The following is a 24,503-nucleotide window of genomic DNA, read 5'->3' as shown; positions in this document are numbered from 1 at the left end:
CATTCATCTTAGCGAGAGCGTCCTGCGAGGCGGGCCGGACCGCAAGGGGCCGAACCCCTTGGCCCCCTGCAACGCGCGCGCGGTTTTTCCGTCGTTAACCGGCCGTCAATATTGCTGTGCGCCGCGCATCCTGCCGCCATCCCCCGGCTGCGCCGCGTTCACACAAGATCGAGAAATGCCATGCCCGATACCGTCCTGCGCAACGTTCCCGGCACCATTGGCGGTGATGAATTCATGCCCCGCCCCGAAACCGGCCTTTGCCTGATGGGCAGGGCGGGCGACGATGTCTATCACGTCGGCCCCGGCCAGCTGGTCAGCGAGGCAGCCGACGCGGGGGTGGACACCATCATCACCGCCCAGGACACCGTCCTTCCGGCCAATGTCGAGAATCTGCGGCTGACGGCACCGGCGAGGGGGGCGGGCAATGCGCTGGACAACATGCTTGAGGGATCGCCCGGTCCCGACACGCTGGACGGCGGCGCGGGCAACGACATCCTGTCCGGCGGCGGTGGGAATGACGTCTTCATCCTGCGGGAAGGCGAGGGCGCGGACCGTATCCTGGATTTCGACCCCGCGACGGACAGGCTGGAGCTGCATGGGTATCGGCTGGCATCCCTCGCGCAGATGCTTGAACGGGCGGTTCAGGCAGGGCCAGACCTGGTCGTGGAACTGGAGCGCGGCGAGGTTGTGACCTTCGTCAACCTCACGCTCGAATCGCTGGCGGCCTGCGCCTCGATCCGCTTCGTCCCCGCGCCGCATGCCGATCCGGTGCCCGCGGCGACGGCGGCGCGCGCCGGCGCCCCGGCCGCCAGCCTGATCGGCACCGACCGCAATGACACCATGCGCAGGGCAGAGGGGCCGGCCGTCATTCTGGCCGGAGGCGGCGGGAACGATACCTATTACCCTCGCTCTGCTGCCGATACAGTGGCCGAAAAGCCCCGGCAGGGCACCGATTCGATCGTCGCCGCGTTCGACTTGGTCCTGCCCGACAATGTCGAGAACGGCTCTGTGATCGGCGAGGATGTGCATATCCTGGCCGGCAATGCGCTGAACAACCGCCTGACCGGCGGCGCGGGCGCGCAGACGATCGACGGTGGGGCGGGCGACGATACCCTGATCGGGGGCAAGGGCGCCGATGTCTTTGTCATCCGGGCGGGGCAGGGATCGGATGTGGTGATGGATTTCAACGGTGACGTGCTGAAGTTCGTGGGCCTGCCCTATGACAGGCCCGAGGCGGTGATCGCCGCGGCGCGCCCCTCGGGCGCCGATCTGGTTCTGCCGCTGACCGACGGTCAGACGCTGACGTTGAAGAACATGACGCCAGCGCGGCTGGCCGCCGCGGGCATGGTGTTCGAGGATGTCGTGGCGCCCGCCCCGTCCCAGCCGGTGCCCCAGCCCGTTCCCGAGCCGCTGGTCCTGACCGGCACGGCTGGCGCCGATACGCTGACGGGCGGTGCGGGCGCCGACACGCTGACCGGCCTTGGCGGGCAGGATACGCTGACCGGGGGTGCGGGCGCGGATCGTTTCGTCATTGCCCTGGGCGACAAGGGCGATGTCATCACCGATTTCAACGCCGCCGCCGGGGATCGGCTGGACCTGCGGAACTATGGCTTTGAAAGCGGCGCCGAGGTTCTGGCGCGGGCCGAGCAGCGCGGCGCCGATGTGCGCATCTGGATCGAGGAGCGCGACTTCGTCACCCTCAAGGACATCCCCCTTGCCAGCCTGACAGCCGACAGCTTCATCCTGGGCGGCACGGCGCCCGCCACCCTGAACGGAACCGCCGGCAAGGATGTCCTTTACCACAGCGGAGATGTCCAGAAGCTGGCGGGCGGGGCGGGTGACGACACCTATTACATCAAGAATTCGCGCGGCCGCGTGATCGAGGCGGCGGGCGGGGGCATCGACAGCGTCGTCACCTGGATGAACTATACCCTGCCCGACGAGGTCGAGAACGGCACCGTGTCGAACGAGGCCACGGGCGAGGCGCTTTATCTGCAGGGCAACAGGCTGGCCAACCAGCTGCGCGGGGGCGGCACCGGAACGCAGTTCCTGAACGGCGAGGGGGGCGACGACACCCTGACAGGGGGCGCGGGGCGCGACCATTTCATCGTCGATGCGGGCGAGGGCAACGATGTCATCACCGATTTCACCCCCGGCGCGGGGGGCGATGTCCTGCGCCTGACCGGCTTTGGCTTTCGCAGCTTTCTCGAGGTGATGGCGCTGGCCCGGCAGTCCGGCGCGGACCTGGTCTTTCAGCTGCGGCCGGGCCAGACGCTGACCCTGCGGGGCGTTGACCGGGCCGCGCTGGTGCCGGCCAACATGGCCAGCTTTGCGCCCGACCCTTCGGGGATGACCCTGCTGTTCGCCGAAAATTTCGACCGCCTGGATCTGCGCAGCAAGGCCAATCCGGCCGGGCTGTGGCGTCCGGTCTATTACTACGGCAACCGCACGCTCGATTCCAACGGCGAGCAGCAGCTTTACGTCGATCCCGACTACAAGGGGCTGGGCCTCGACCCCTTTGCCGTCAAGGACGGCGTGCTGTCGATCCACGTGTCGGAAACGCCCGAGGCGCTGCTGGGCCAGGTCGAGAACAAGCCCTATCTGTCGGGCGCACTGACCACCGAGCAGAGCTTTTCCGTCCAGTACGGGTATTTCGAGATGCGGGCCGAACTGCCCAGGGGCGACGGGCTGTGGCCGGCCTGGTGGCTGCTGTCGATCGACGGGCAGTGGCCGCCCGAGCTGGACATCTTCGAGGTGCTGTCGGTCAACACTAACGTGCTGCACAGCTCTGCCCACACCCAGGACAGCGGCAAGCATGTCGGCACCGGCCAGGGCACGCTGGTCGGCGATACGGCGGACGGCATGCATCTTTACGGCTTCGACTGGGGCCCCGAGGAAATGGTCTGGTATTTCGACGGGGTCGAGGTGTTCCGCACTGCCACCCCCGAGGACTGCAAGAAGCCGATGTACATGCTGGCCAATGTCGCGGTCGGCGGCTGGGGCGGCAGCACCGGGCGTCAGACCTTCAGCGATGCCGAGCATACCGACATGCGCATCGACCATGTGCGCGTCTGGCAGCGCCCGCGCGGGCACGATCTGGCGCCCATGCCCCAGGGCGATCCGGGATCGGCGCAGTTCTCGGACATGGACGGGGCAGGCGCGGCCGTGAAGTGGGACTGGTCCACCACGCTGAAGCCGGGCGAGCAGAAGGCCCGCCTGGGCGGGGACTGGAGCCGCTGGCTGACCGGCAACAGTGCCGACAACTATCTGGAAGGCAGCGCCGCGCAATATAACGAGCTGGACGGGCGCGAGGGGAACGATGTGCTCAAGGGCGGGGCCGGGGTCGATACCTTTGTCATCCGCCGCGGCATGGGCAATGACACCATCCTGGACCTGTCGGGTGACGACAAGGTGCATCTGGTCGGGTTTCACTTCCGCCATTTCGACGATGTGCTGGCCTGGTCGGTGCAGGCCGGAGCCGACGTGCTGATCCGCCTGGCGCGCGATCAGATGCTGCGGCTGAAGAATGTCAAGCTAGCGGCATTGAAGCCGACCAATTTCTATTTCACGCAGGTCACGGCACAGCCGTGAACGACCGGCGCGGCCGCGTCAGCGCGGCCCCCATTGCGCCGCACGATCCAGCAGCGCGAGGTAGATGCGCGCGCATTGCTGGGGGCTGAGAACCTCGGAGACGAATTCCCGCGGGCGGAACCGCTGGCGGGAATTCCAGAATTCGTCAAAGGATGTCTCGATGTCTGTCTCGGTGAACATCATGCCGCAGCGTTCGTCGAAATAGGGCGCCGATGACACCGCCGGGCTGATCCCTGTAGTCTGCTGATCCTGCGGATCCATGAATTTACCTTCGTTCCAGACAAATACCGGAAGCCCGGAGGCCATGGCTTCCTGATAGGCCAAGCCCTGAGTTTCATGATGTGAAAGGAATGCCACCGCGCGGGATGCCTTGAGGGCGGCCCGAAAGTCCCTGGATCTGTGGCTGCCATAGCGCAGGCCGTGAAAGCTGAGCCCCTTTTCCTTGAAATGCTGCTTCAGCCGGTCGCTGATCCGGGGGACCAGCTCATCCCTGTGCCAATGGATCTTGTCATAGATCAGCACATCATGCGTCTTTGGCGCCGCCGAGACATCCGGCCAGCGATCAAGGATGATGGGGGCGAACAATGGCTGGATCCGGTCGCCCAGGGCCGGGCGCAGGGCCGCGCAGGGCCATTCCGAAGGCTGGGTGAAGATCGCGATGTTGCATTTGCCGGTGACGGCTTCGATCTGGTCGGCAGGGGGCACGTAACCGGGGCCGAACACCGCCGGATTGGGCAGGGTGACCTTTTCGAATACCCCTGGAAAGCCGCAAATGCCGATCGGCATGCGCGGATTGCGCCGGGCATGGGAAAAATCGTTGATCCGGACATCGACGCCGACTGCTTCCAGCCCGCGGCGCAGGTTTGTGAAGGCCGTATAGAATCCCGTGTAAAGCTGGCGGCCCCGGACATGCCGGTAAATCGTGCGAGCCGCCAGATGCATGTTCGACTGCATCCGGCCCAATGGACGGTCCAGCGCCTTTATTTCATAGCCGTGATAGAAAAGATCGACCGTTCGGTTCATCGCACTTTCCCGCTACACACTGCTTAAAGGCAGAATGGCGGCCGGATGGTCAATCTGGTCTTATGGACAGGTTTTCAGAAAGCGCGATCCTATTTGTTGATTTGGGCGGGGCGCAATTCCCTCGGAGGTTGAATTACGTGGGTGCGGCAAGGCCGGTATCCTGCAATGATCTGGCAATGCCGCCCGGATGATTCGGGGCGGGGGGTGCGGGTGCCTTGCGCCCAAGGCCATCACAAGAAAGGCTGGGAGGTGGATGCGCGGGCTTGTTCCCGCCGCTAGCCGCCCTGTCCTGACGGGCAAGGGGGCATGCGGCCGTCATGCGGCCCTCGCCGGCGGGGCAGAGGGCTTGTCACGCCCCGGCGCCCGATTGGTCGCCTGCATCCCCGGCGGGCTGGCCGGCCGCGCCGCCCTGCCGCATGAGGCGGTTCAGAACCAGGGGCGAGGCGAGGGCGCGCGCGCTTTCGACCGCCGCCACATGCGGCCGACCCTGTGCCAGCATCAGCAGCATCTGCCGCCGGCGCAGCGCCTCCTGGGGGCGGCGCCAGGGCTGGAACACCAGGTCGCGCAGCAGCGCCGCATCGCGCGGCATCCCGCGCAGGACCGGAGCCCCCGGCTCGGCCGGGCTGCCATCCGCGCGGCGCAGCGGGCCGCAGCATGCCGCGGCAAGCGCCAGCCCCAGTGCCAGTGTCCGGTCCTGCCCCGCGCCTTTTGCCGCCTGCCACAGCCGCGGCCAGTCGGCTGGCGGCAGCTGCGCTATGGCATGCGCCAACTCGGCCGCGGCCCAGCCGCAAGGCTCATGCGCCAGCAGCGCCTTGGCCAGCGTCACGCCCAGAAGCAGGCAACCGTCAATCGCCGAGGGAACCGGAACCGCCTGACCGTCATGGGCCAGGCTAACCGCGCGCGCCAGCACCTCCCCCGACCGGCGCCAGGCGGGCAGGCCGACCTGCTGCAGGCGATGATGCAGGTCAACGACGGCCCCGTCGGCGGCGCGCTGAAAGTGCTGCTCGCCCAGAAAGCGGATCCACCACAGGGCGCGGTCCTCCTCGGTCGGGGCAAAGCCGTGATCGCGCAGCCGCGCAGCGGCGCGGGCGCGGTCCGCCGGTGCCACGAACAGATCGATGTCACCCGACGGCCGCCGCGCGGCATTGCCATGCAGCGCCTGCTGCTGGAACGGTCCTTTCAGGACCACCACCCTGATGCCGGCAAGGGCCTGCACCACCTCGGCCGTCACGGCCATGACCCGGCGGTTCATGGACATGGTCTGCAGATGAACCTGCAGCAGCCGGGGCGCCAGCCCGGCGCAGCCGGGCGGCAGGGCAGCCGGGGAAAGCGGCAGGACGCCCAGCATCTTGTTCAGCCGCGCCAGTTCGAACAGCAGGTCCGGATCGACTGGACGGGGCGCGCCGCCAGCCTGTCGGGGGATAGGATGGGGCGCGGGCGCGCGGTCTGCGGAGGGGCGGCTGGCGGCAAGCAGGACGGCCATCTCGGGGGAGGCGTCCTGGGTCATGGCCGCGATCGTCTCGCCGGTGAATGCCATATCGCTTGCCCTTCTGCTGTCACGCGCCCGACCTTTGGCGCGGTCTTATTGCACATCCGCAGCAAGGGCGTGAGCGGTTTTCTGCCATGTGGCAGGCGGAACCTCGCGGCCTGCCCCTGACAGGCCCCCTTTGGTCCAGGGAAAGGCCTTGCGGCCCCCGCCAAGCAAAATGCGCAAAGGCTTGCCTCGGCTCGGATCGCGGGGCAGGGGCAGCAGCCGGCCGCATCAGGGCGGGATCAGCCGGCCAGAGGGCGGCGCGCAGGGGCGGCGGGGCTGGGCGGCTGCCAGGGGCATGCCTTGAGGCGCGGGGCGTTCCAGCTCGGCCCCGGCAGTGCTGCATCCTGCGCTGCCGAGCGGCGCCTTGCCCCAATGCGCCCTGCCGGCCCTTTGCCAAGGCGCCCCGGCCGTCCGCCAAAGGCGCGGCGCGCCGCCCGCGCCGCGCCGATCCCGCGGTCAGAGCCTGACCAGACCGTCCTCGCCCAGCCTTTCGCCGTCGGCCAGGGCGACGACGCTTTCTCCCTCGCGCCGCACCTCGATCAGGACGGTGCGATCGCCCCGGCCCAGCCGGGCGGAAAAGCCCGGCCAGTCATCCGGCAGGGCAGGGGAAAGGACGACGCCCTCGGGATGGCGGGCAATGCCGAGCACACCTTCCACCGCCGCGCGATAGATCCACCCGGCCGAGCCGGTGTACCATGTCCACCCGCCCCGGCCGGTCTTGTCGCGCGCGGCATAGACATCGGCCGCCACCACGTAAGGCTCGACCCGGTACAACTCGGCCGAGCGGGCATCGAGCGCATGGTTGACCGGGTTGAGCGCCGACAGCAGCCGCTGCGCGCGGGTACGCTCGCCCCTGCGGGCCAGCGCGTAGACCATCCAGGCGGCGGCATGGGTATACTGGCCCCCATTCTCGCGCACGCCGGGCGGATAGGACTTGATGTATCCCGGCTCGGCCGGCGTGTCCTGGAAGGGCGGGGTGAACAGGCGCAGCAACTGCCCGTCGCGGTCGAACAGCTGCGCCAGCGCGGCGTTGACCGCGTCATGCGCCCGGTCGGCCCGGCCCGCGCCGGAAATCAGCGCCCAGCTTTGCGCGATGGAATCGATGCGGCATTCGGCACTGGCCGCCGATCCCAGCGGCGTCCCGTCGTCGAAATAGCCGCGCCGATACCAGGCGCCGTCCCAGCCCGCATCCTCCAGCGCCTCAAGCACGCGGGCGGCATGGGCCTCCCACGCGTCGGCATGGGCGTGATCGCCCCGCGCGCGCGCCAGCGGCGCAAAGGCGGCGATGGTGTCGCACAGGAACCAGCCCAGCCAGACGCTTTCGCCCCGGCCCGCCTCGCCCACGCGGTTCATCCCGTCGTTCCAGTCCCCGCCCAGGATCAGCGGCAGGCCGTGCGGCCCGGTCCGCGCCACCGCCAGATCGAGCGCCCGCGCGCAGTGATCGTAAAGGGGCGCCGTCTCGCCCGATGGCTGGGGGACATAGAAGCGGTCATGTTCGCCCGGATCGAGCGCGGGTCCGGCGATATAGGGCACCGGCTCGTCCAGGATCGCGCCGTCGCCGGTCGCCCGGACATAGAGCGCGGTGATGTGGCCCAGCCAGACCACGTCGTCCGAGATCATCGTCCGCACCCCGGCGCCCGAACCGGGCAGCCACCAGTGCTGCACGTCCCCTTCGGGGAACTGCCGCGCGGCGGCGTTCAGGATCTGCCGCCGGCACAGCGCCGGATCCTGCAGCAGCAGCGCGCTGGTGTCCTGCAACTGATCGCGGAACCCGAAGGCCCCCGACGCCTGATAGAAGGCCGTCCGCCCCCGGATGCGGCAGGCGAGCGCCTGATAGGGCAGCCAGGTGTTCACCATCAGGTTCAGCGGCTGGTCGGGCGTGTCGATCTGCAGGGTGCCCAGCACCTCGTCCCATTCGGCCTGCGCGGCCTTCAGCGCGCGGTCCACCGCCCCTTGCGCCGTCGCGGCCCCCAGCACCGTGCCCAGGCTTTCCTGCGGGGCGTTGGCCAGGACCAGCGTGGTCGTCGCCGTCTCGCCCGGCGCCAGGCGCAGCGGCCAGCGGATCGCGAGGCAGGGATCGCCCGCGGCCGCTTGCTGGGGCCAGTCGGCCAGCGCCGCAGGCCGCCCCGGCCTGCCCGCACGGCCCAAGAACGCCGTCCGGTCGCCGCACCACGCCTCGACCGGGCGGTCGCAGGCGAGGGCCGTCACCCGGTCCGCGAAGTCGGTCGAGAAGGGGTTGCGCGCCCCCAGCGCGTTCAGCGCGTCAAAGCCGGTCTGGATCATCGGCGCAGCACGCGCCCGTTCGGTGCCCAGCACCAGTTCGGCATAGGCGATGCCCTGCAGGTCCAGCGGGCGCGCCGTCCGGTTGGTCACGGACAGGCGCGTCAGCCGGGCGGGCTGCCCTTCGGCAAGGGTCATCACCGCCTCGACCCGGACCCAGCCGTAATCCGCCGTAAAGCGCGAATAGCCCAGGCCGTGGGCCGTCTCGTGGACCGCCCGCGGATCGTCCGACAGCGCCAGGAAGGGGGTCGCGACGCGGCCCGTCGCCGGATCGTGGATCAGCAGCGCCTCGCCCGGACGGTTGATGACCGGATCGTTCGACCATGGCGTGATCGGATAGTCGCGCGAATTGACCGCCCAGGTATAGGGCGCGCCCTCGGCCGAGACGTGAAAGCCGAAATCCTCGCGCGCGACCACGTTGATCCAGGGATGCGGCGTGTGCCGGTCGCGGGCCAGCCGCATGACATATTCCCGCCCCCCCGGCGCAAAGCCGCCAAAGCCGTTCCAGAAATCCAGCGGCGTGGCGGCCGGGGGCGCGGGGCGCGGATCGTCCGCGGGCACCGGCAGGCGCTGCGGGCGCGAGGGCGGGGCGGGCAGTTGCGGATCGGGCAGGCGGTCGAGCTGTTCGGACAGGCGGCCGTTGCGGGTGTGCAGCATGATCCGCGCCGCCGAGACGAGCGTGTCGAAGCTGGCCTTGCTGATCTGGTCGCGCCGCACCGCATGCACATGGCGCGGCGCCGAAGGGCCGGCCGCCTGCCAGGCCCCGTCCACCAGCGACTGGATGGCATGCTGCAGATCCTGCACATAGCTGGACGCGCGCTCGTTCAGGATCACCACGTCATGGGCCACGCCGCGGATGCGCAGGAACTGGTGCATCCGCAGCGCCTCGCGCAGGATCGGCAGGTCCGCCTCGTCGTCGATGCGCAGCAGCAGGATCGGATCGTCGCCCGAAATCCCCATCGCCCACAGATCGCCCTGGGGGCCAAGCTCGGTCCGCCGCTTGGGGGTGGCGGCCAGGCGCAGATCGGGCCAGACCAGCAGGCTGGCATAGCGGCGGAACAGCTTGGCGTCGTCGAGCGACACGTCCAGGTGGCGCAGCTGCACCTGCGAATAGGTCCAGGCGAGCCGCAATTCCTGTTCGAACACCGAGGGGCGGGCATAATGGGCGGCCATGCGGTCGCGCTCGGCCTCGCTGTCGGCGATCAGCGTCCAGTAGGTCAGCGAGACGGTCTTGCCCGCCGGCACCCGGACGCGGCGGCGGATGGCGAAGATCGGGTCGAGCGTGTGCCCCTGCGATCCGCCAAGGCCCGCCCCCTGGTCGAAGGCGGCCGCATCCCCCAGCGAGCGGCCGCGGCCGATGAAGGCGCGGCGGTCGGTCTCTGCCTCGGCCGCGGGGGTGATCGCGCCCTCGGGGCCGGCGACAAGATGGGCCAGATAGGCGGCCTTGCCGCGCGGGTCGCGCGGGCGGCGGCTGGCCACGATCAGCGCCCCGCCCTCTCGGATCTCGGTCTGGACGAACATCTTGGAAAAGGCCGGATGGGCCCGGTCGCTGGCCGGGTTGTCCAGCACGATCTCGCCATAGGACGTGACCTCGATGGTCTTGTCCGAGCCCGACCGGTTGCGCAGCGTCAGGCGGCGGCCGTCGGCATTCCCTTCGGTCGCGGCGATGACCTCCAGCCGGCTCTCGATGGCGTTGGCGGTCTTGAGGAATTCGGCCTTGTGGTCGGAAAAGACGACCGAGGACCGCTCGTCCGGGCCGGACCGGGGCGCATGGGTGGCCGACCACCATTCGCCCGACTGCACGTCGCGCATCATGATGAAGATGCCGCCGTCATCCAGCGCCGGATCGGGGGTCCAGCGGTTCAGCGCCGTCCCCCCCCGCATGGACCGGCCCGCCCCTGTCGAGGACAGGATCGTCGTGAAGGCCCCGCTCGAGATCAGGGCGACCTCGCGCGCGGCGCGGCCCGGTTCGGCCACGACGGTCTGGGTGTCGCCCACCACCGGCATCGCCCCCCGGCCCAGCCCCGCGGCCGAGGGCGCGCGGGTGACGGGCGTGATGTCGCGCGGGGATTTTTCCTGCAGCATCAGTTCGGATGCGCGCACCACCGCATCGGCGTGGAACCGTTCGCGGTGGATGCCGTCCATGACGGCATTGGCGATCGCCATGATCGACATGCCGTGGTGATGCGCCATGACGTTGCGCACGATCGCATGGCCCTGCCCGTCGCGCAGGCGGCTGGGGGCGAAATCCACCGCGTCGTAAAAGCCGAACGGCCCCTCGGCCCCCAGCTTGCGCAGCGCCGCCAGGTTGCGCGCGGCCGCCTGCGGGTCGATCTGCGCCGCCAGCATCGAGGCATAGGGCGCCACGACGTAATCGCCCCCCGTCCGCTTGATCGCCAGGGTCGGCACGCCGAAGGCGTAATACTGATAGTTCATGTCGCGGTCGCGCCCGTTGAAGGCGCTTTCCGAAATGCCCCAGGGCAGGCCGCGCGAGCGGCCCCAGTCCATCTGCACCTCGACCGCCATGGAGCTGGAATGGCTGAGGATGCCGCCCTGCCGTTCCTTGAGCAGCAGCGGCGGCATCAGGTATTCGAACATGCAGCCCGACCAGGACAGCAGCACCCCCTGATGCCCGAAGGTCGTGAAGGGGCGGCCCAGGCGCGTCCAGTGTTCCTTGCGGATGTCGCCCTTGGCGATGGCCAGAAAGCTGGTCAGGCGCGCCTCGGATGCCAGCAGGTCATAGCTGCTGTCGTCGAGCTGGTCGTCATTGGGCCGATAGCCGATCGACAGCAGCATCTTGTCGGTCTGCACCAGCATGGCGAAATCCATCTCGAACGCCAGCAGGCGCGCCCGTTCGGCCAGCAGGCGCACGCGTAGGGCAAAGCCTTCCAGCGCCTCGCGCCCCTCGGCGGCAGGGGTCAGCACGTCCGCCGCATCGCGGGCCAGCGCCTGCGCCCAGGCCAGCACCTCGGCCGCGCCGCCCTCGTCGGTGGCCGCGTCCAGATCGGTGGCAAGCCGCGCGATCTCGGCCGTGTACGAGACGAGCTGCCCGGCCGCGACCGAGGCCGCCGCCCCGCCCCCCCCGGTCTGCGCCAGCGCATCGGCGAACCCCTGCACCGCCCCGTCCAGCGCCGCGTTCAGATCGCGCAGCCCGCGGCGGTGGGGGGCCAGCGCCTCGATCTCGGCGCGCAGGTTGGCCAGCGTGTCGGCCAGCCCGGCCGTGCGGCGGCGGCGCACCGAGGGGGCATCGTCCGCCCAGCCCCGCAGCCCCCCCGCCAGCGCCACCAGCAGGCCCGCAAGGTTGCCGCTGTCCACCGTCGAGACATAGGGCGCGGGCAGGACGGCCAGCGTGCGCGTGTCGTACCAGTTGAAGAAATGGCCGCGAAAGCGCGCCATGCGTTCCATCGTCGTCAGCGTCGCCTCGATCCGTGCCAGCGCGGTGTCGAGGCCGATCCAGCCGAAGTCGTGCGCCGACATCACCGACATCAGGTAAAGCCCGATATTGGTGGGCGAGGTGCGTTCGGCCAGCTTGGGCGCGGGCGTCATCTGCCAGTTGTCGGGCGGCAGGTGATTGGTCTCCGGCCCCACGAAGGTTTCGAAATAGCGCCAGGTGCGCCGGGCGATGCGGCGCAGCTCGGCCTCGTCCGCGGGGTCGAGCGTCAGGCGGTCCCCTGTCGCCAGCGGCTGCGAGGCGCGGGCCATGATCCAGGGGGCGGCGATCCAGATGCCCCCGAACAGCAGCGCCAGCGGCAGCGCGGTCGGGTTCAGGGCCGCCGTCGCCAGGATGGCCGCCCCCCCGATCAGGGGCGAGGCGATCATGCGCCGGTATTCGGGGCGCATCCCGCCGCCGGCCCGGCCGGCATCGCGCGCGGTGGTCCATTCCAGCAGGTGCCGGCGGCTGACCGTCAGCCGCCACAGCGTGCGGGCGATTGCGTCGAGCGCCTGCCAGGCCTGATGCGCCGCCGTGGCCAGCCGCAGCGCCAGCTGCGTGACATAGGTCAGCGCATCGCGCAGCATGTGGCGCAGGTGATAATCCCACGAGACGCCGTATTGGGGATCGAGCACGCGCAGATCCACCTGCAGGATCGCGACCAGCGCCGTCACCAGGATCAGCCCGGCCTGCCACAGCATCGCATGATCGCCCCGCAGCAGCAGCCAGCCCGCGATCGAGGCCCCGACCCAGGCCGGCGCCACCAGCGAGCGGCGCAGGTTGTCCAGCATCTTGAACCGTGCCAGCCCGGTCAGCCCGTTGCCGGGCGCCGCGATCAGCGGCAGCAGCTGCCAGTCGCCGCGCATCCAGCGATGCTGGCGGCTGGCCTCGGTCGCATAGCGGATGGGGAAATCCTCGACCACCTCGACATCGGTGACGAGCGCCGCGCGCGCCAGGCTGCCTTCCAGCAGGTCATGCGACAGGATCGCGTTTTCCGGCATGCGCCCGGCCACGGCGCGTTCAAAGGCATCCACGTCATAGATGCCCTTGCCGGTGAAGCTGCCCTCGCCGGCGATGTCCTGATAAAGGTCGGACACGGTGAACACATAAGGGTCCAGCCCCCGGTTCACGGAAAAGATGCGCTGGAAGACCGACGCCTCGGCCCCGGTGGTCAGCGAGGGGGTCACGCGCGGCTGCATGATCGCATGGCCCTGCGCGACGGTGCCGTCGGCGCGGTGGACGGGGCGGTTGACCGGATGGGCCATCTTGCCGACCAGCGCCGAGACGGTGTCGCGCGGCAGGCGCGTGTCGCTGTCCAGCGTCACCACATAGCGGATGCCCTCGGGCGGGGTCGCGCCGGTGGGCACAAAGCTGGTGCCCGCATGGCCGCGCAGCAGCATGTTCAGTTCGGACAGCTTGCCGCGCTTGCGTTCCCAGCCCATCCAGACGCCTTCGGCGGGGTTCCACAGGCGCTTGCGGTGCAGCAGGAAAAAGCGCCGCACCCCGCCATGGTCATAGCGTTCGGCCAGCGCCTCGATCCGGGCGCGGGCATGGGCAAGCAGGCGCTGGTCGTCGGGCAGCGTCTCGCTGGGCGCGTCCTTCCAGTCGCTGAGCAGGGCAAAGCTGACATCGCCCAGCGGGTTGGCCAGGTAATGCGATTCCAGCATCTCGGCCAGCTCGTCGATCGCATCGACCGAGGTGATCATGCCGGGGATGACGACCAGCGTGCGCTGTTCGGGCGGCACGCCGGCGCGGAAATCATAGCTGGGCAGGCGCTGGGGGGGCACCGTGCGCGCGGCGATGAAGGCAAGCGCCTGCATCGCGGTATCCGAGGCCGGCACCGCCGCGAAGGCCAGCAGCAGCACCTGCCAGCCCGCCAGCCCGGCCGGCAGGATCATGCCCAGCGCCGCCGTCAGGACGGCGGTGATGGCGACCAGCGTGGCCAGCAGCGTCCACCAGCCGACCAGGCGGGGGGGCACGGCCAGCCGCTCACGCAGGCCGGGACGATAGCCGCAGGCGGCGCGAAAGGCGCGCGCCTGTGCCCCGACCAGCAGGTGCCCGACCTCGGCCGCCCCGCCCTGCCGGTCCCCGCCCTGCCGGTCCCCCTCCTGATGGCGTCCGCTCTCCTGCCCGCCCTCGTGTCGGCCGCCCGCGATGGCGCGCAGGGCGATTTCCGTCTCGGACAGGTCCGAACGGCGGGCGATGCGCTCGATGGCCGAGCGATAGCTGGCACGGGTGCCCTGGTCCAGGCGGCCGAACTCGCTGGCATCGGTCAGCAGCCTGTCAACATGGCTGACCCCCTCGAACCAGTCCAGCCAGTCGATCTCGCCGGTGCGGCGCAGGCTGCGGATGATGTTGCCGACCGTGACATTGCCCGAGGACTGGCGCGCATATTCCGACTGGACAGCCCGGTCGATCGCCTGCGTGCCGCCCAGCCGCCGTTCCAGCGCCACCAGCGCCCACTGGTTGTCCGGCCCGCTGTCGCGCAGGCGGTACAGCAGCTGCGCGGCCACCGTGTCGTCGGCGACCAGGCCGGCATTGGCCTCGATCACCGCGGTCGCCGCGGCGGCCCCGCCCGCGCCGGCAAGCTGGTCGGCCACCTCATTGGCCGCCTTGCGCCGCTCGCGCGCCAGCGACACCCGGTCGGACAGGCGGCGCAGATTCTCGACCAGCACATAGCGCAGGAAGGTCGGCACCGCCCACAGCTCGGCGATGGTCAGGGTATGGACCGACTGATAGCCGCGCAGGAAATCGGTCAGCCCCTCGGCCGTCACCTCGGAATTGGTGATGGCGATGAAATACCACGCGATCAGCAGCGCGCGCGGCACCTCGCCCCCGCCCGATAGCTGCACCCGCGGCAGGCGCGTCAGGAAGGCGGGCCCGAAGGCTTGGCGCAGCTGGCGCAGGTTTTCCTCGACCATGTGGTGGTTGTCGATCAGCCATTCGCCGGCCGGGGTGATCGTCTCGCCCCGTTCCTCGGCGGCGATGCCATCCAGATAGTTGCGCCGGATCGCAGCCTGGTTTTCGATCAGCCGCCGCACCGGACGGGCGGGCGCATCGGCAAGGTCGGGCCGGGGCGTGGCGGCAAGCTCGCGCCCCGCATCGTGCAGCGTGCGCCCTGTCCAGATGTCAAAGCGGATCGGCTGGGGCGGCACCTCCCATCCGGGGGGGCGGGGCGCGCCGGACCGGCCGAACAGGCGGGGCAGGCCCAGGCCCCCGGCGGGGGCCTTGCGGTCTGAGCGGCGTTGCGCGGTCGTCGGATGGATCGGCTGGCTCATGCTGTGTCCCGGACTGTCTTGCCCGAACCGTGCGGTGGCGGCGGGAAAAGCACAAGACCTGCCCCGCCGCGCGACAGGGCCGCCCGCACGCGCGGCCCTGTCGCGCGGCGTGCATCTGGGCTATGGCAGGGACGCCGCCGCCAAGGGAGCGTTCCGATGACCGACACCGCCCGCACCGTTCCGACCCAGCCGATCGAGGGGCAGAAGCCCGGAACCTCGGGACTGCGCAAGAAGACCCGTGTCTTCATGCAGCCGCATTATCTGGAAAACTTCACCCAGTCGGTGTTCGACGCCATCGGCGGCGTGCAGGGCAGGACGCTGGTTCTGGGGGGGACGGGCGGTTCTTCAACGACCGGGCCGTGCAGGTGATCCTGCGGATGGCCGCCGCCAATGGCGCGGCGCGGGTGATCGTGGGGCAGGGGGGGCTTTTGTCCACGCCCGCCGCCTCGAACCTGATCCGCGTCCGCGGGGCGGATGGCGGCATCATCCTGTCGGCCAGCCACAATCCCGGCGGCCAGGACGAGGATTTCGGGATGAAGTTCAACGGCCCCAATGGCGGGCCGGCGCCCGAATCGGTCACCGACGCGATCTTTGCGCGCAGTTGCGAGATCACCGGCTATCGCATTCTCGATGCGCAGGATATCGAGCTGTCGGCGCCGGGCGAGGCGTCGCTGGCCGGCATGGCGATCGAGATCGTCGATCCGGTCGCCGACTATGCCGCGCTGATGGAGCGGCTGTTCGATTTCGCCGCGATCCGGGATCTGTTCGCCTCGGGCTTTGCCATGCGCTTTGACGCCATGCATGCCGTCACCGGCCCCTATGCCCGCGAGATCCTTGAAAACCGCCTGGGCGCCGCGCCCGGCACCGTGGTCAATGCCGTGCCCAGCCCCGATTTCGGCGGCGGGCATCCCGACCCGAACCCGGTCTGGGCCAAGGATCTGCTCGACCTTATGATGGGCGAGGATGCGCCCGATTTCGGCGCCGCATCGGACGGCGACGGCGATCGCAACATGATCCTGGGCCGCGGCGTCTATGTCACGCCGTCGGACAGCCTTGCGGTGCTGGCGGCCAATGCAACCCACGCGCCGGCCTATGCGGGCGGGCTGGCGGGCATCGCCCGCTCGATGCCGACCAGCCGCGCCGCCGACCGGGTGGCCGAGCGGCTGGGCATCGAGATGCACGAGACGCCCACGGGGTGGAAGTTCTTCGGCAACCTGCTCGATGCCGGGCGCGTCACCATCTGCGGCGAGGAATCGGCCGGGACCGGGTCGGACCATGTGCGCGAAAAGGACGGGCTGTGGGCGGTTCTGCTGTGGCTGAACATCCTGGCCGCGCGCCGCCAGCCGGTCGCCGAGGTGATGGCGGCGCACTGGTCCGAATATGGCCGCAACTATTACAGCCGCCATGATTACGAGGCGGTGGCCGCCGACAGCGCCAACGCGCTGATGGACCGGCTGCGCTCGATGGCCGAGGGGCTGGCCGGCCAGTCCTTTGCCGGCATGACGATCGAGGCGGCGGATGATTTCGCCTATCACGACCCGGTGGACGGCTCGTCCTCGGCCCGGCAGGGGTTCCGGGTGATGTTCACGGATGGTAGCCGCGTCGTGTTCCGCCTGTCGGGCACCGGTACCGAGGGCGCGACGCTGCGCGTCTATCTGGAACGCTATGCCGGCCAGGGTCAGCGCCATGATCTGCCGGTGGACGAGGCGCTGGCCCCCGTGATCGCCGCGGCCGAGGAACTGGCGCAGATCGCCGCCCATACCGGCCGGCCGCGCCCCGATGTCATCACCTGATCGGCGCAAGGCGGGGCCGGGGCGCGGCGCATGGCCGCCGCCCGGCCCTGCCGCTGTGCCTTGGCCCGCGGCTTCGCAAAAGCGTCACCCTGCCGCCATATGTTCATTCGACAGCGCGCACCGGACAGGGTAACTGGCCGCAGGCGCCCGAAAGAAAGGAAGTCCAGAGATGCGGATCGCGGTTCTTGGCGGTGACGGCTTTGTGGGATGGCCCACTTCGCTGCACCTGTCTGCCTTGGGGCACGAGGTTCATATCCTCGACAACCTGTCGCGCCGCTGGATCGACACCGAACTGGGCGTGCAGTCGCTGACCCCGATGGATTCGATCCAGGAACGCTGCCGCATCTGGAAACAGGAAAGCGGCAACACGATCCATTTCCACCTGCTGAACCTTGCCAAGGAGTACGAGCGGGTGAAGCAGTGGTTCGCCGAATACCGCCCCGACGCCGTGATCCATTTCGCCGAACAGCGCGCCGCGCCCTATTCGATGAAGACCGACCGCCACAAGGTCTATACCGTCGATAACAACGTCAATGCGACGCACAACATCCTGGCGGCGCTGGTGGAAACCGGCATCGACGCGCATCTGGTCCATCTGGGGACGATGGGCGTCTATGGCTATTCCAGCGTCGGCGCGCCGATCCCCGAAGGCTATCTGGATGTCGAGATCGACACCCCTTCGGGCAAGAGGGCGCAGCAGATCCTCTATCCCACCCGCCCCGGTTCGGTCTATCACATGACCAAATCGCTCGATCAGATCCTGTTCCAGTTCTATGCCCAGAATGACGGGCTGCGCATCACCGACCTGCATCAGGGCATCGTCTGGGGCACCCATACCGACCAGACGCGCCGGCACGAACAGCTCATCAACCGCTTCGACTATGACGGCGATTACGGCACGGTGCTGAACCGTTTCCTCATCCAGGCGGCGATCGGCTATCCGCTGACCGTCCACGGCACGGGCGGGCAGACGCGCGCCTTCATCCACCTGCAGGACTGCGTGCGCTGCATCGAACTGGCGCTGGGCGATGCGCCCAAGGCCGGCGAGCGCGTGCGCATCTTCAACCAGATGACGGAAACCCACCGGGTGCGCGACCTGGCGCAGCTGGTTGCCCGCATGGCCGGGGCCGAGGTCAAGTTCCTGCCCAACCCCCGCAAGGAGGCCGACGAGAACGAGCTGATCGTGACCAACGACCAGTTCCTCTCGCTGGGGCTGAACCCTACCACCCTGCAGGAGGGCCTGCTGGCCGAGGTGGTGGACGTGGCGCGCAAATATGCCCACCGCATCGATCGCAGCCGCGTGCCTGCGGTGTCCGCCTGGACGCGCGACATCGCCCGCCGGGTCGATCACGACCCCGAGGGCAAGCGGCTCAAGGCGGTCTGATGGGGCGTGCCGGCCCTGATCATCGGGTGATCCATGGCGCCGGCCGGGCGCGGCCGGGCGCCCTGCATGGCGAGGCGCCCGAGGCCGGGGCGATCGCCTGCGGGGCGGGCCTTGCCGATCGCCCCGCCGATCGGCAGCCGGACAGGCACGGGACGGATGTCCGGGCGGCGCTGGCCCGCGATCCGGCAAGGCCAGGGCGCAGCGCCCTGTGCCTTGCCCGCACCGCCATCCCGGCCGCGGCCGCGGCGCATCCCGCCGCCCGTGGCTTCGCGGCGGCCCGCCACGGCGCGCCTGGCGCGGGCGAAAGCCCTGCTTGCCGCGATCCTGATGGCTCGCTGGCCGAACCGAGCGCCCGCCCGTGACCGGCTGGACCGCAGACCGACCCGCGCGGGGCGACCGGGCCTTCGTTACCCTCGTGACCAATGCGGATTATGCGCTGGGCGCAAGGGCGCTGGTGCGCTCCATCCTGTTGTCGGGGACGGATGCGGATATCTGCGTGCTGCACACCGATGTCGCGCCGGCCGATCTGGCCCCGCTGTCGGCACTGGGCGCGCGGCTGGTGCGCTGCGCGCTGCTGCCGACGAGCGAGGCGTTCAACACCGCCCATGCGCGGGACGCGCTGCATGGGCGGGCAGCCTTCACCAAGGGGGAAAAGCCGCCCTTCCACACGCCGCTGGACAATTTCGCCAAGCTGCGGCTGTGGCAGCTTGATTACGCGCGCGCCGTCTTCATCGACGCCGACGCGCTGGTGCTGCAGAACGTGGACAGGCTGTTCGATTACCCCCAGTTCTGCGCGGCCCCGAACGTCTATGAAAGCCTTGCCGATTTCCACCGCATGAATTCGGGCGTGTTCACGGCGCGCCCCGATCCGGCGACCTTTGCGGACATGCTGGCGCGGCTGGACGTGCCGGATGCGTTCTGGCGGCGCACCGACCAGACATTTCTGGAAAGCTATTTCCCCGACTGGCACGGCCTGCCGGTGTTCTGCAACATGCTGCAATATGTCTGGTTCAACCTGCCCGGCCTGTGGCGCTGGCAGGATGTGAAGATCCTGCATTTTCAATATGAAAAGCCCTGGCAGGACCATGCCAAGGCCGACCGCCTGCGCCCCCTGATCGATCTGTGGCGCGCCTATGCGGGGGATGGGCCGGTCCCGGACAGCCGCAGCCTGCCCGACCCGGCATGAGGATCGCGCTGACCGGCGCAAGCGGGCTGGTCGGGCGCTTTGTGGCGCAGGCCCTGGCGGCGGCCGGGCATCAGGTCGATCCGCTGCCCGGCTGGCGGCTGGGCCGCCCCGCGGCGCTGGACGGGGCGGATGCGCTGGTCCATGCCGCCTTCTCCCATGTCCCCGGCCGCTATCGCGGCGGCGAGGGCGATGACCCCGCCGGCTTTGTCGCACTGAACCGCGACGGCTCGTTGCAGCTGCTCCAGGAGGCGCGGGCCGCTGGGGTGGGGCAGGCGGTCTTTCTGTCCTCGCGCGCGGTCTATGACGCGCTGCCAGCCGGCACGCCCCTGCCCGACGGGACCGGGGCTGCCGCCGAAAGCCTTTACGGCCGCATCAAGGCCGAGGTCGAGGATGGGCTGGCGGCGCTGGTCGCCCCCGGTTTCGCCCCCGCCAGCATCCGCGCGACCGGCATCTATGGTCCGGGGCCGGGGCACAAATGGGCCGGCCTCTTTGCCGACTACCGCGCGGGCCGCCCCGTCCCGCCCTGCCGGGGGACGGAACTGCATGGCGGGGATCTGGCCGCGGCGGTGCTGCTGGTGCTGGGCGCGCGGGGGCAGGGCAGCTTCAACGCCTCGGACCTGCTGGTGGACCGGCACGACTTGCTGGCCGAGGTGCGGCGCCTGACGGGCAGCCCCCATCCCCTGCCGCCGCGCGCCGACACGCCCGTGTCGGTCATGTCCTGCGAGCGTCTGGCGGCGCTCGGCTGGCGGCCGCGCGGCATGGACGGCCTGCGCGCCGCGCTGCCCGCGATGCTGGATTCGGGCGGCTAGAAATATCCCGGGGTGCGGGGCAGAGCCCCGCTTACTTCGCCGGCCCCGGTTCCGGCCGCCTGACCCCGAACACCACGCAATACAGCGCCGGCACGAACAGCAGCGTGATCAGCGTGCCGGCGATGATCCCGCCCATCATGGCAAAGGCCATCGGACCCCAGAACACCTGCCGGGAAATGGGGATCAGCGCCAGGCTGGCCGCCGCCGCCGTCAGCAGGATCGGCCGGGCGCGGCTGTCGGATGCCTCGAACACCGCATCCCATTTGGACCGGCCCGCGGCGCGCAGCATCTCGATCTCGTGCACCAGGATGATCGAGTTTCGGATCAGGATGCCGATCAGGGCGAGAATCCCGAGGATGGCCACAAAGCCCATCGGCACCCGGAACGGCACCAGCGCGGCCACCACGCCGATCAGGCCCAGCGGCGCGGCCGCAAAGACAATCAGCGCCAGGCGGAAGCTTTGCATCTGGATCATCACCAGCGTCGCCATGATCAGCAGCATCAGCGGCACCACCGCCGCGATCGGCCGCTGGCTTTCGCCCGAGGTTTCGGCGGTGCCGCCCACGACGATGCGGGTGTCGGCGGGCAGCGTGCGGGCATAGGCCGCCACGCGGTCCGCCAGCGCCGCGACCAGCGTGGCGGGCTGGTCGCGGCCGGTGATGTCGGCCTTGACCGTCACGGTCGGCATCCCGTCGCGCTGCATGATGATGGGCTGCTCTGTCTCATAGCTGAGCCGCGCAAGGGCGGCCAGCGGGATGGGGGTGCCGGTCGTCGTGGACAGCTCGAGGTTCTGGATCGATTCGAGCGACTGGCGATCGGTCTCGATGCCGCGCGCGACCACGTCGATCAGGAAGATGCCGTCGCGCATCTGCGTGACGACCTTGCCCGAATACAGCGCCGCCAGCGCATTGGCGATGTCGGTGCTGGACAGGCCCAGCTTGCGCGCCCGGTCCTGATCCACCTCGACACGCACGACGCGGGCCGGCTCGCTCCAGTCCAGGGCGATGTCGCGCAGGCGCGGCTCGCCCGCCATGATCGAGGCGAGGCCCCGCGCCGCATCGCGGGCCGCATCCGGCCGGGGGGCGCTGACCCGATATTGCACCGGCTTGCCGACCGGCGGGCCGATTTCCAGGTTCTTGACATAGACATCGGTGCCGACCATCTCGGCCGCCGCAAAATCGGCCAGCCTGGCCTTGAGCGCGTCGCGCGCCGCGAGGTCGGCGGTCTGGATGACCATCTGCCCCATGAAGGGCCCCGGCGTCGGCACGTCCATCGCCAGCACGAAGCGCGGCGCCCCCTGTCCGACATAGCTGGTCCAGAACTGCGCCTCGGGCTGCTGGCGCAGGAAGGCGTCCAGCTGCGCGACCGAGGCGTCGGTCCGGGCGATCGAGGCATTGTGGCGTTCGGTCACGTCGATCAGCACCTCGGTCCGGTCCGAGGTGGGGAAGAACTGCTGCTCGACGAACTGCATGGCCCAGACCGAGCCGCCAAAGGCCGCCAGGGTCACGATCACCGTGATCCAGCGGAACCGCATCGCCAGCCGCAAAAGGCCGTTGAACATCCGGCGCAGCCAGCCGGCCCGCTGTTCGTGATGCGCCATCCGCGCGGGCAGGAACGTCACCCCCAGCAGCGGCGCGAACAGCACCGCCACGATCCATGACACCAGCAGCGACACGGCGATGACGACGAACAGCGAAAAGGTGAACTCGCCCGCGGCCGAGCTGTTCAGCCCGATCGGGATGAAGCCCGCCACCGTCACCAGCGTGCCCGACAGCATCGGAAAGGCGATCGAGGTCCAAGCATAGCTGGCCGCCTCGGTGATGCTGTCGCCCTGTTCCAGGCGCGAGATCATCGTCTCGATGGCGATCATCGCATCATCCACCAGCAGCCCCAGCGCGATGATCAGCGCCCCCAGCGAGATGCGCTGCAGGGTGATCCCGTAGATGTCGAGGATGATGAAGGTGATGGCCAGCACCAGCGGGATCGTCAGCGTCACGACAAAGCCGGCCCGCAGGCCCAGGCTGACGAAGCTGACGACCAGGACGATGCCCACCGCCTCGGCCAGGGCGCGGACGAAATGGCCCACCGCTTCCTTGACCACATGGGGCTGGTCGGCGAACTTGTGCATCTGGATTCCGACGGGCAGGTCGGCGGCGATCCTGTTCATCATCTCGTCGAGCTGCGCGCCATAGGTCTGGATGTTCTCGCCCTCGCGCATGGCGACCTGCAGGCCGATCGCCTCCTGCCCGTTATAGCGGAACAGGGTCGCGGGCGGGTCCGCATAGCCGCGCCGCACCGTCGCCACATCCCCAAGGCTGAAGAAGCGATCGCCGATCCGCAGGTTCACGGCCGCGATGGCATCCGCCGTGTCGAACTGGCCGCCCACCCGCACCAGCACCTGTTCCGGGCCTGCCTGCACGACGCCCGACTGGGCGATGGCGTTCTGCGCGGCCAGCGTTTCCACCACCTGGGCCTGGCTGATCCCCAGCGCGGCCAGCCGCACCGACGAGAATTCAAGATAGATCTGTTCCTCGCGCACGCCCAGCAGGCCCGTCTTGCCCGCGGCGGGCATCGCCTGCACCTGCTTGCGGATGTCCTCGACCCGGTCGCGCAGCTCGCGCTGGGAAAAGCCGTCGGCGGTGAAGGCATAGACATTGCCATACACGTCGCCGAAATTGTCGTTGAACTGAAAGCCGGCGAATTCCTGCGGAAACTCGGGCCGGATGTCGTTCATCATGTTGCGCACGCGCAGCCATGTCCGGGCCACCTCGTCGCCCCTGACGGTGGGCAGCAGCTCGACATAGACCACCGCCTGGCCCGGCCGCGTGACCGAACGCGTGAACTTGAGCGCGTCAAGCTCCTCAAGCTTTGTCTCGATCCGGTCAGTGACCTGGTCGATCGTGTCCTGAATGGTCGCGCCGGGCATCGAGGCCGAGATGACCATCACCTTGATGGTGAAGTTGGGATCTTCCTCGCGGCCGAGATTGCGATAGGCCATGAACCCGGCCAGCATCGACATGATCAGCAGGAACCACACCAGCGAACGGTGGTGCAGCGCCCAGTCGGACAGGTTGAATCGGTGCGTCTCGCTCATGGGTCCACCCTGCGGCCCACGGCCTGCCCTTCGCTCAGCGAATGAACGCCGCGCGTCACCACCTCGTCGCCCGCCTTCAGCCCGTCGAGGATCTGCGTGCGCCCGCCCGCCGTCTCGCCCGGCTGCACGGGGCGCAGCGCGACGCTTGCCGCCTCGCCCTGGCGCGTCACCTGCCAGACCGCGCTGCCCGCCGGCGTCACCACCAGCGCCCCGGCCGGAACCGTCAGGCGCGTGGCGCCCGATCCTTCCGCCCGCGCCCGCACCAGGCTGCCCAGCCTCAGATCGGTATCGTCGGGCAGGGTGATGAAGACGCGCCGCGTGCGCGTCTGCGGATCGGCGACGGGGTCGATGCGCGTGACCGTGCCCGCGACCGGGCGCTCGCCCTCGCTGTCGCGCCAGACGAGGAAGCGGGTGCCGGGCTTGACGCCGCGCAGCTGCGCCTCGATCAGGTCGATGCGCGCCTCGATCCGGTCCTCGCTGGACAGGGTCATGATCGGATCGCCCGCCGCCACCACCGCGCCCGGCGCCGCCTTGACGGCCGAGATCACCCCGGCGATCGGCGCGGTCATCACGGCAAAGCTCTGGGCATCGCGGGCGCTTTCAAGTTGGGCGCGGGCCTGCGCAACCGTCGATTGCGCCGCGGTCAGCGCCTGTTCGGCCGTTTCCAGCTGGGCGGTCGAGGCGACGTTGCGCCGCGCCAGGGCGCGGGCCCGTTCGGCCGTGTTCCGGGCGGTTTCAAGATTGACCTCGGCGGCGGCGACCGCGGCCTTGGCGGCGCGGGTGGTGCTGGCCAGATCCTCGGGGTCGAGCCGGGCCAGCAGGTCGCCCTGCCGCACCCGGTCCCCCACATCGACCGGCCGTTCGATCATCCGGCCCAGCGTCTGGAAGGCCATCTGCACCTCGGTCGCCGCGACGATGACGCCGGGGATGGTGCGTTCCTGCTGGGCGGTATCGGTGACGAATTCGGTCACGACAGGGCGGGGGGGGCGGCGGGGGCATCCGCCTGCGCGCGAGTGCCCGCAAAGGGCAGCGACAGGGCCGCCGCCGGCAGCGGCGCCGCAAGCGCCAGCATCAGCGCCGCGGCGAGTGCGGGCACAATGT

Annotated in this window: 11 protein-coding genes and 1 pseudogene; 6 read left to right on the top strand and 6 right to left on the bottom strand. The window is 69.7% G+C overall.

Going from position 1 to position 24,503, the window contains the following annotated elements; genetic code table 11:
• Positions 1–180 precede the first annotated feature (180 nt).
• Positions 181–3,591, top strand: a complete 3,411-nt coding sequence (locus tag B0A89_RS15300; protein ID WP_085377067.1) for a family 16 glycosylhydrolase — start codon at positions 181–183, stop codon at positions 3,589–3,591.
• Between the two features lie 18 nt (positions 3,592–3,609).
• On the opposite strand, the gene B0A89_RS04240 is transcribed toward B0A89_RS15300, so the two are convergent.
• The 3 genes from B0A89_RS04240 to B0A89_RS04230 all read right to left on the bottom strand — a co-directional run bounded on the left by B0A89_RS04240 (position 3,610) and on the right by B0A89_RS04230 (position 15,136).
• A complete protein-coding gene (locus tag B0A89_RS04240) occupies positions 3,610–4,614 on the bottom strand; it encodes a glycosyltransferase (RefSeq protein WP_085377066.1) in 1,005 nt (334 codons plus the stop codon).
• A 349-nt stretch (positions 4,615–4,963) separates the two neighbouring features.
• The gene (locus B0A89_RS04235) at positions 4,964–6,151 is read right to left on the bottom strand and encodes a nucleotidyltransferase family protein (RefSeq protein ID WP_085377065.1); all 1,188 of its coding nucleotides are present in this window, start codon (positions 6,149–6,151) and stop codon (positions 4,964–4,966) included.
• 453 nt (positions 6,152–6,604) lie between these two features.
• Positions 6,605–15,136 (bottom strand): GH36-type glycosyl hydrolase domain-containing protein, encoded by an 8,532-nt coding sequence (locus B0A89_RS04230; protein ID WP_085377064.1) that lies wholly within the window; start codon positions 15,134–15,136, stop codon positions 6,605–6,607.
• A gap of 156 nt (positions 15,137–15,292) precedes the next feature.
• On the opposite strand from B0A89_RS04230, the pseudogene B0A89_RS04225 reads away from it, so the two are divergent.
• The 5 genes and pseudogenes from B0A89_RS04225 to B0A89_RS04205 all read left to right on the top strand — a co-directional run bounded on the left by B0A89_RS04225 (position 15,293) and on the right by B0A89_RS04205 (position 20,308).
• Positions 15,293–16,929: pseudogene (locus B0A89_RS04225) on the top strand (alpha-D-glucose phosphate-specific phosphoglucomutase).
• Positions 16,930–17,098: 169 nt separating this feature from the next.
• On the top strand, positions 17,099–18,313 hold the full coding sequence (locus B0A89_RS04220; RefSeq protein ID WP_085377063.1) for an NAD-dependent epimerase/dehydratase family protein: 1,215 nt from the start codon (positions 17,099–17,101) through the stop codon (positions 18,311–18,313).
• The gene (locus B0A89_RS04215) at positions 18,313–18,675 is read left to right on the top strand and encodes a hypothetical protein (RefSeq protein ID WP_085377062.1); all 363 of its coding nucleotides are present in this window, start codon (positions 18,313–18,315) and stop codon (positions 18,673–18,675) included. Before B0A89_RS04220 ends, B0A89_RS04215 begins: the two co-directional genes overlap by 1 nt.
• Positions 18,672–19,499, top strand: a complete 828-nt coding sequence (locus B0A89_RS04210; RefSeq protein WP_157115238.1) for a glycosyltransferase — start codon at positions 18,672–18,674, stop codon at positions 19,497–19,499. Before B0A89_RS04215 ends, B0A89_RS04210 begins: the two co-directional genes overlap by 4 nt.
• The gene (locus B0A89_RS04205; RefSeq protein WP_085377060.1) at positions 19,496–20,308 is read left to right on the top strand and encodes an NAD-dependent epimerase/dehydratase family protein; all 813 of its coding nucleotides are present in this window, start codon (positions 19,496–19,498) and stop codon (positions 20,306–20,308) included. The genes B0A89_RS04210 and B0A89_RS04205 overlap by 4 nt, the downstream gene beginning before the upstream one ends.
• A 31-nt stretch (positions 20,309–20,339) precedes the next feature.
• Here B0A89_RS04205 and B0A89_RS04200 read toward each other — a convergent pair whose 3' ends face one another.
• From B0A89_RS04200 to B0A89_RS15295, 3 genes are read right to left on the bottom strand one after another with little or no spacing between them, the layout of a single operon-like run.
• A complete protein-coding gene (locus B0A89_RS04200; protein WP_085377059.1) occupies positions 20,340–23,402 on the bottom strand; it encodes an efflux RND transporter permease subunit in 3,063 nt (1,020 codons plus the stop codon).
• On the bottom strand, positions 23,399–24,373 hold the full coding sequence (locus B0A89_RS04195; RefSeq protein WP_240558635.1) for an efflux RND transporter periplasmic adaptor subunit: 975 nt from the start codon (positions 24,371–24,373) through the stop codon (positions 23,399–23,401). Before B0A89_RS04195 ends, B0A89_RS04200 begins: the two co-directional genes overlap by 4 nt.
• On the bottom strand, positions 24,370–24,498 hold the full coding sequence (locus B0A89_RS15295; RefSeq protein WP_276207443.1) for a hypothetical protein: 129 nt from the start codon (positions 24,496–24,498) through the stop codon (positions 24,370–24,372). Before B0A89_RS15295 ends, B0A89_RS04195 begins: the two co-directional genes overlap by 4 nt.
• Positions 24,499–24,503 lie beyond the last annotated feature (5 nt).

The organism is Paracoccus contaminans (genome assembly GCF_002105555.1).
Taxonomy (GTDB): Bacteria; Pseudomonadota; Alphaproteobacteria; order Rhodobacterales; family Rhodobacteraceae; genus Paracoccus; species Paracoccus contaminans.
Note: the sequence above shows the minus strand (reverse complement) of the source record. Positions and strands in the feature narration are given on the sequence as shown.

What these genes read in the sequence shown, in the direction of transcription:
- B0A89_RS04240 (WP_085377066.1), bottom strand. Translation starts at nt 4,614, where the DNA reads ATGAACCGAACGGTCGATCTTTTCTATCACGGCTATGAAATAAAGGCG.
- B0A89_RS04220 (WP_085377063.1), top strand. Translation starts at nt 17,099, where the DNA reads ATGCGGATCGCGGTTCTTGGCGGTGACGGCTTTGTGGGATGGCCCACT.
- B0A89_RS04235 (WP_085377065.1), bottom strand. Translation starts at nt 6,151, where the DNA reads ATGGCATTCACCGGCGAGACGATCGCGGCCATGACCCAGGACGCCTCC.
- B0A89_RS15300 (WP_085377067.1), top strand. Translation starts at nt 181, where the DNA reads ATGCCCGATACCGTCCTGCGCAACGTTCCCGGCACCATTGGCGGTGAT.
- B0A89_RS04230 (WP_085377064.1), bottom strand. Translation starts at nt 15,136, where the DNA reads ATGAGCCAGCCGATCCATCCGACGACCGCGCAACGCCGCTCAGACCGC.
- B0A89_RS04200 (WP_085377059.1), bottom strand. Translation starts at nt 23,402, where the DNA reads ATGAGCGAGACGCACCGATTCAACCTGTCCGACTGGGCGCTGCACCAC.
- B0A89_RS04215 (WP_085377062.1), top strand. Translation starts at nt 18,313, where the DNA reads ATGGGGCGTGCCGGCCCTGATCATCGGGTGATCCATGGCGCCGGCCGG.
- B0A89_RS04205 (WP_085377060.1), top strand. Translation starts at nt 19,496, where the DNA reads ATGAGGATCGCGCTGACCGGCGCAAGCGGGCTGGTCGGGCGCTTTGTG.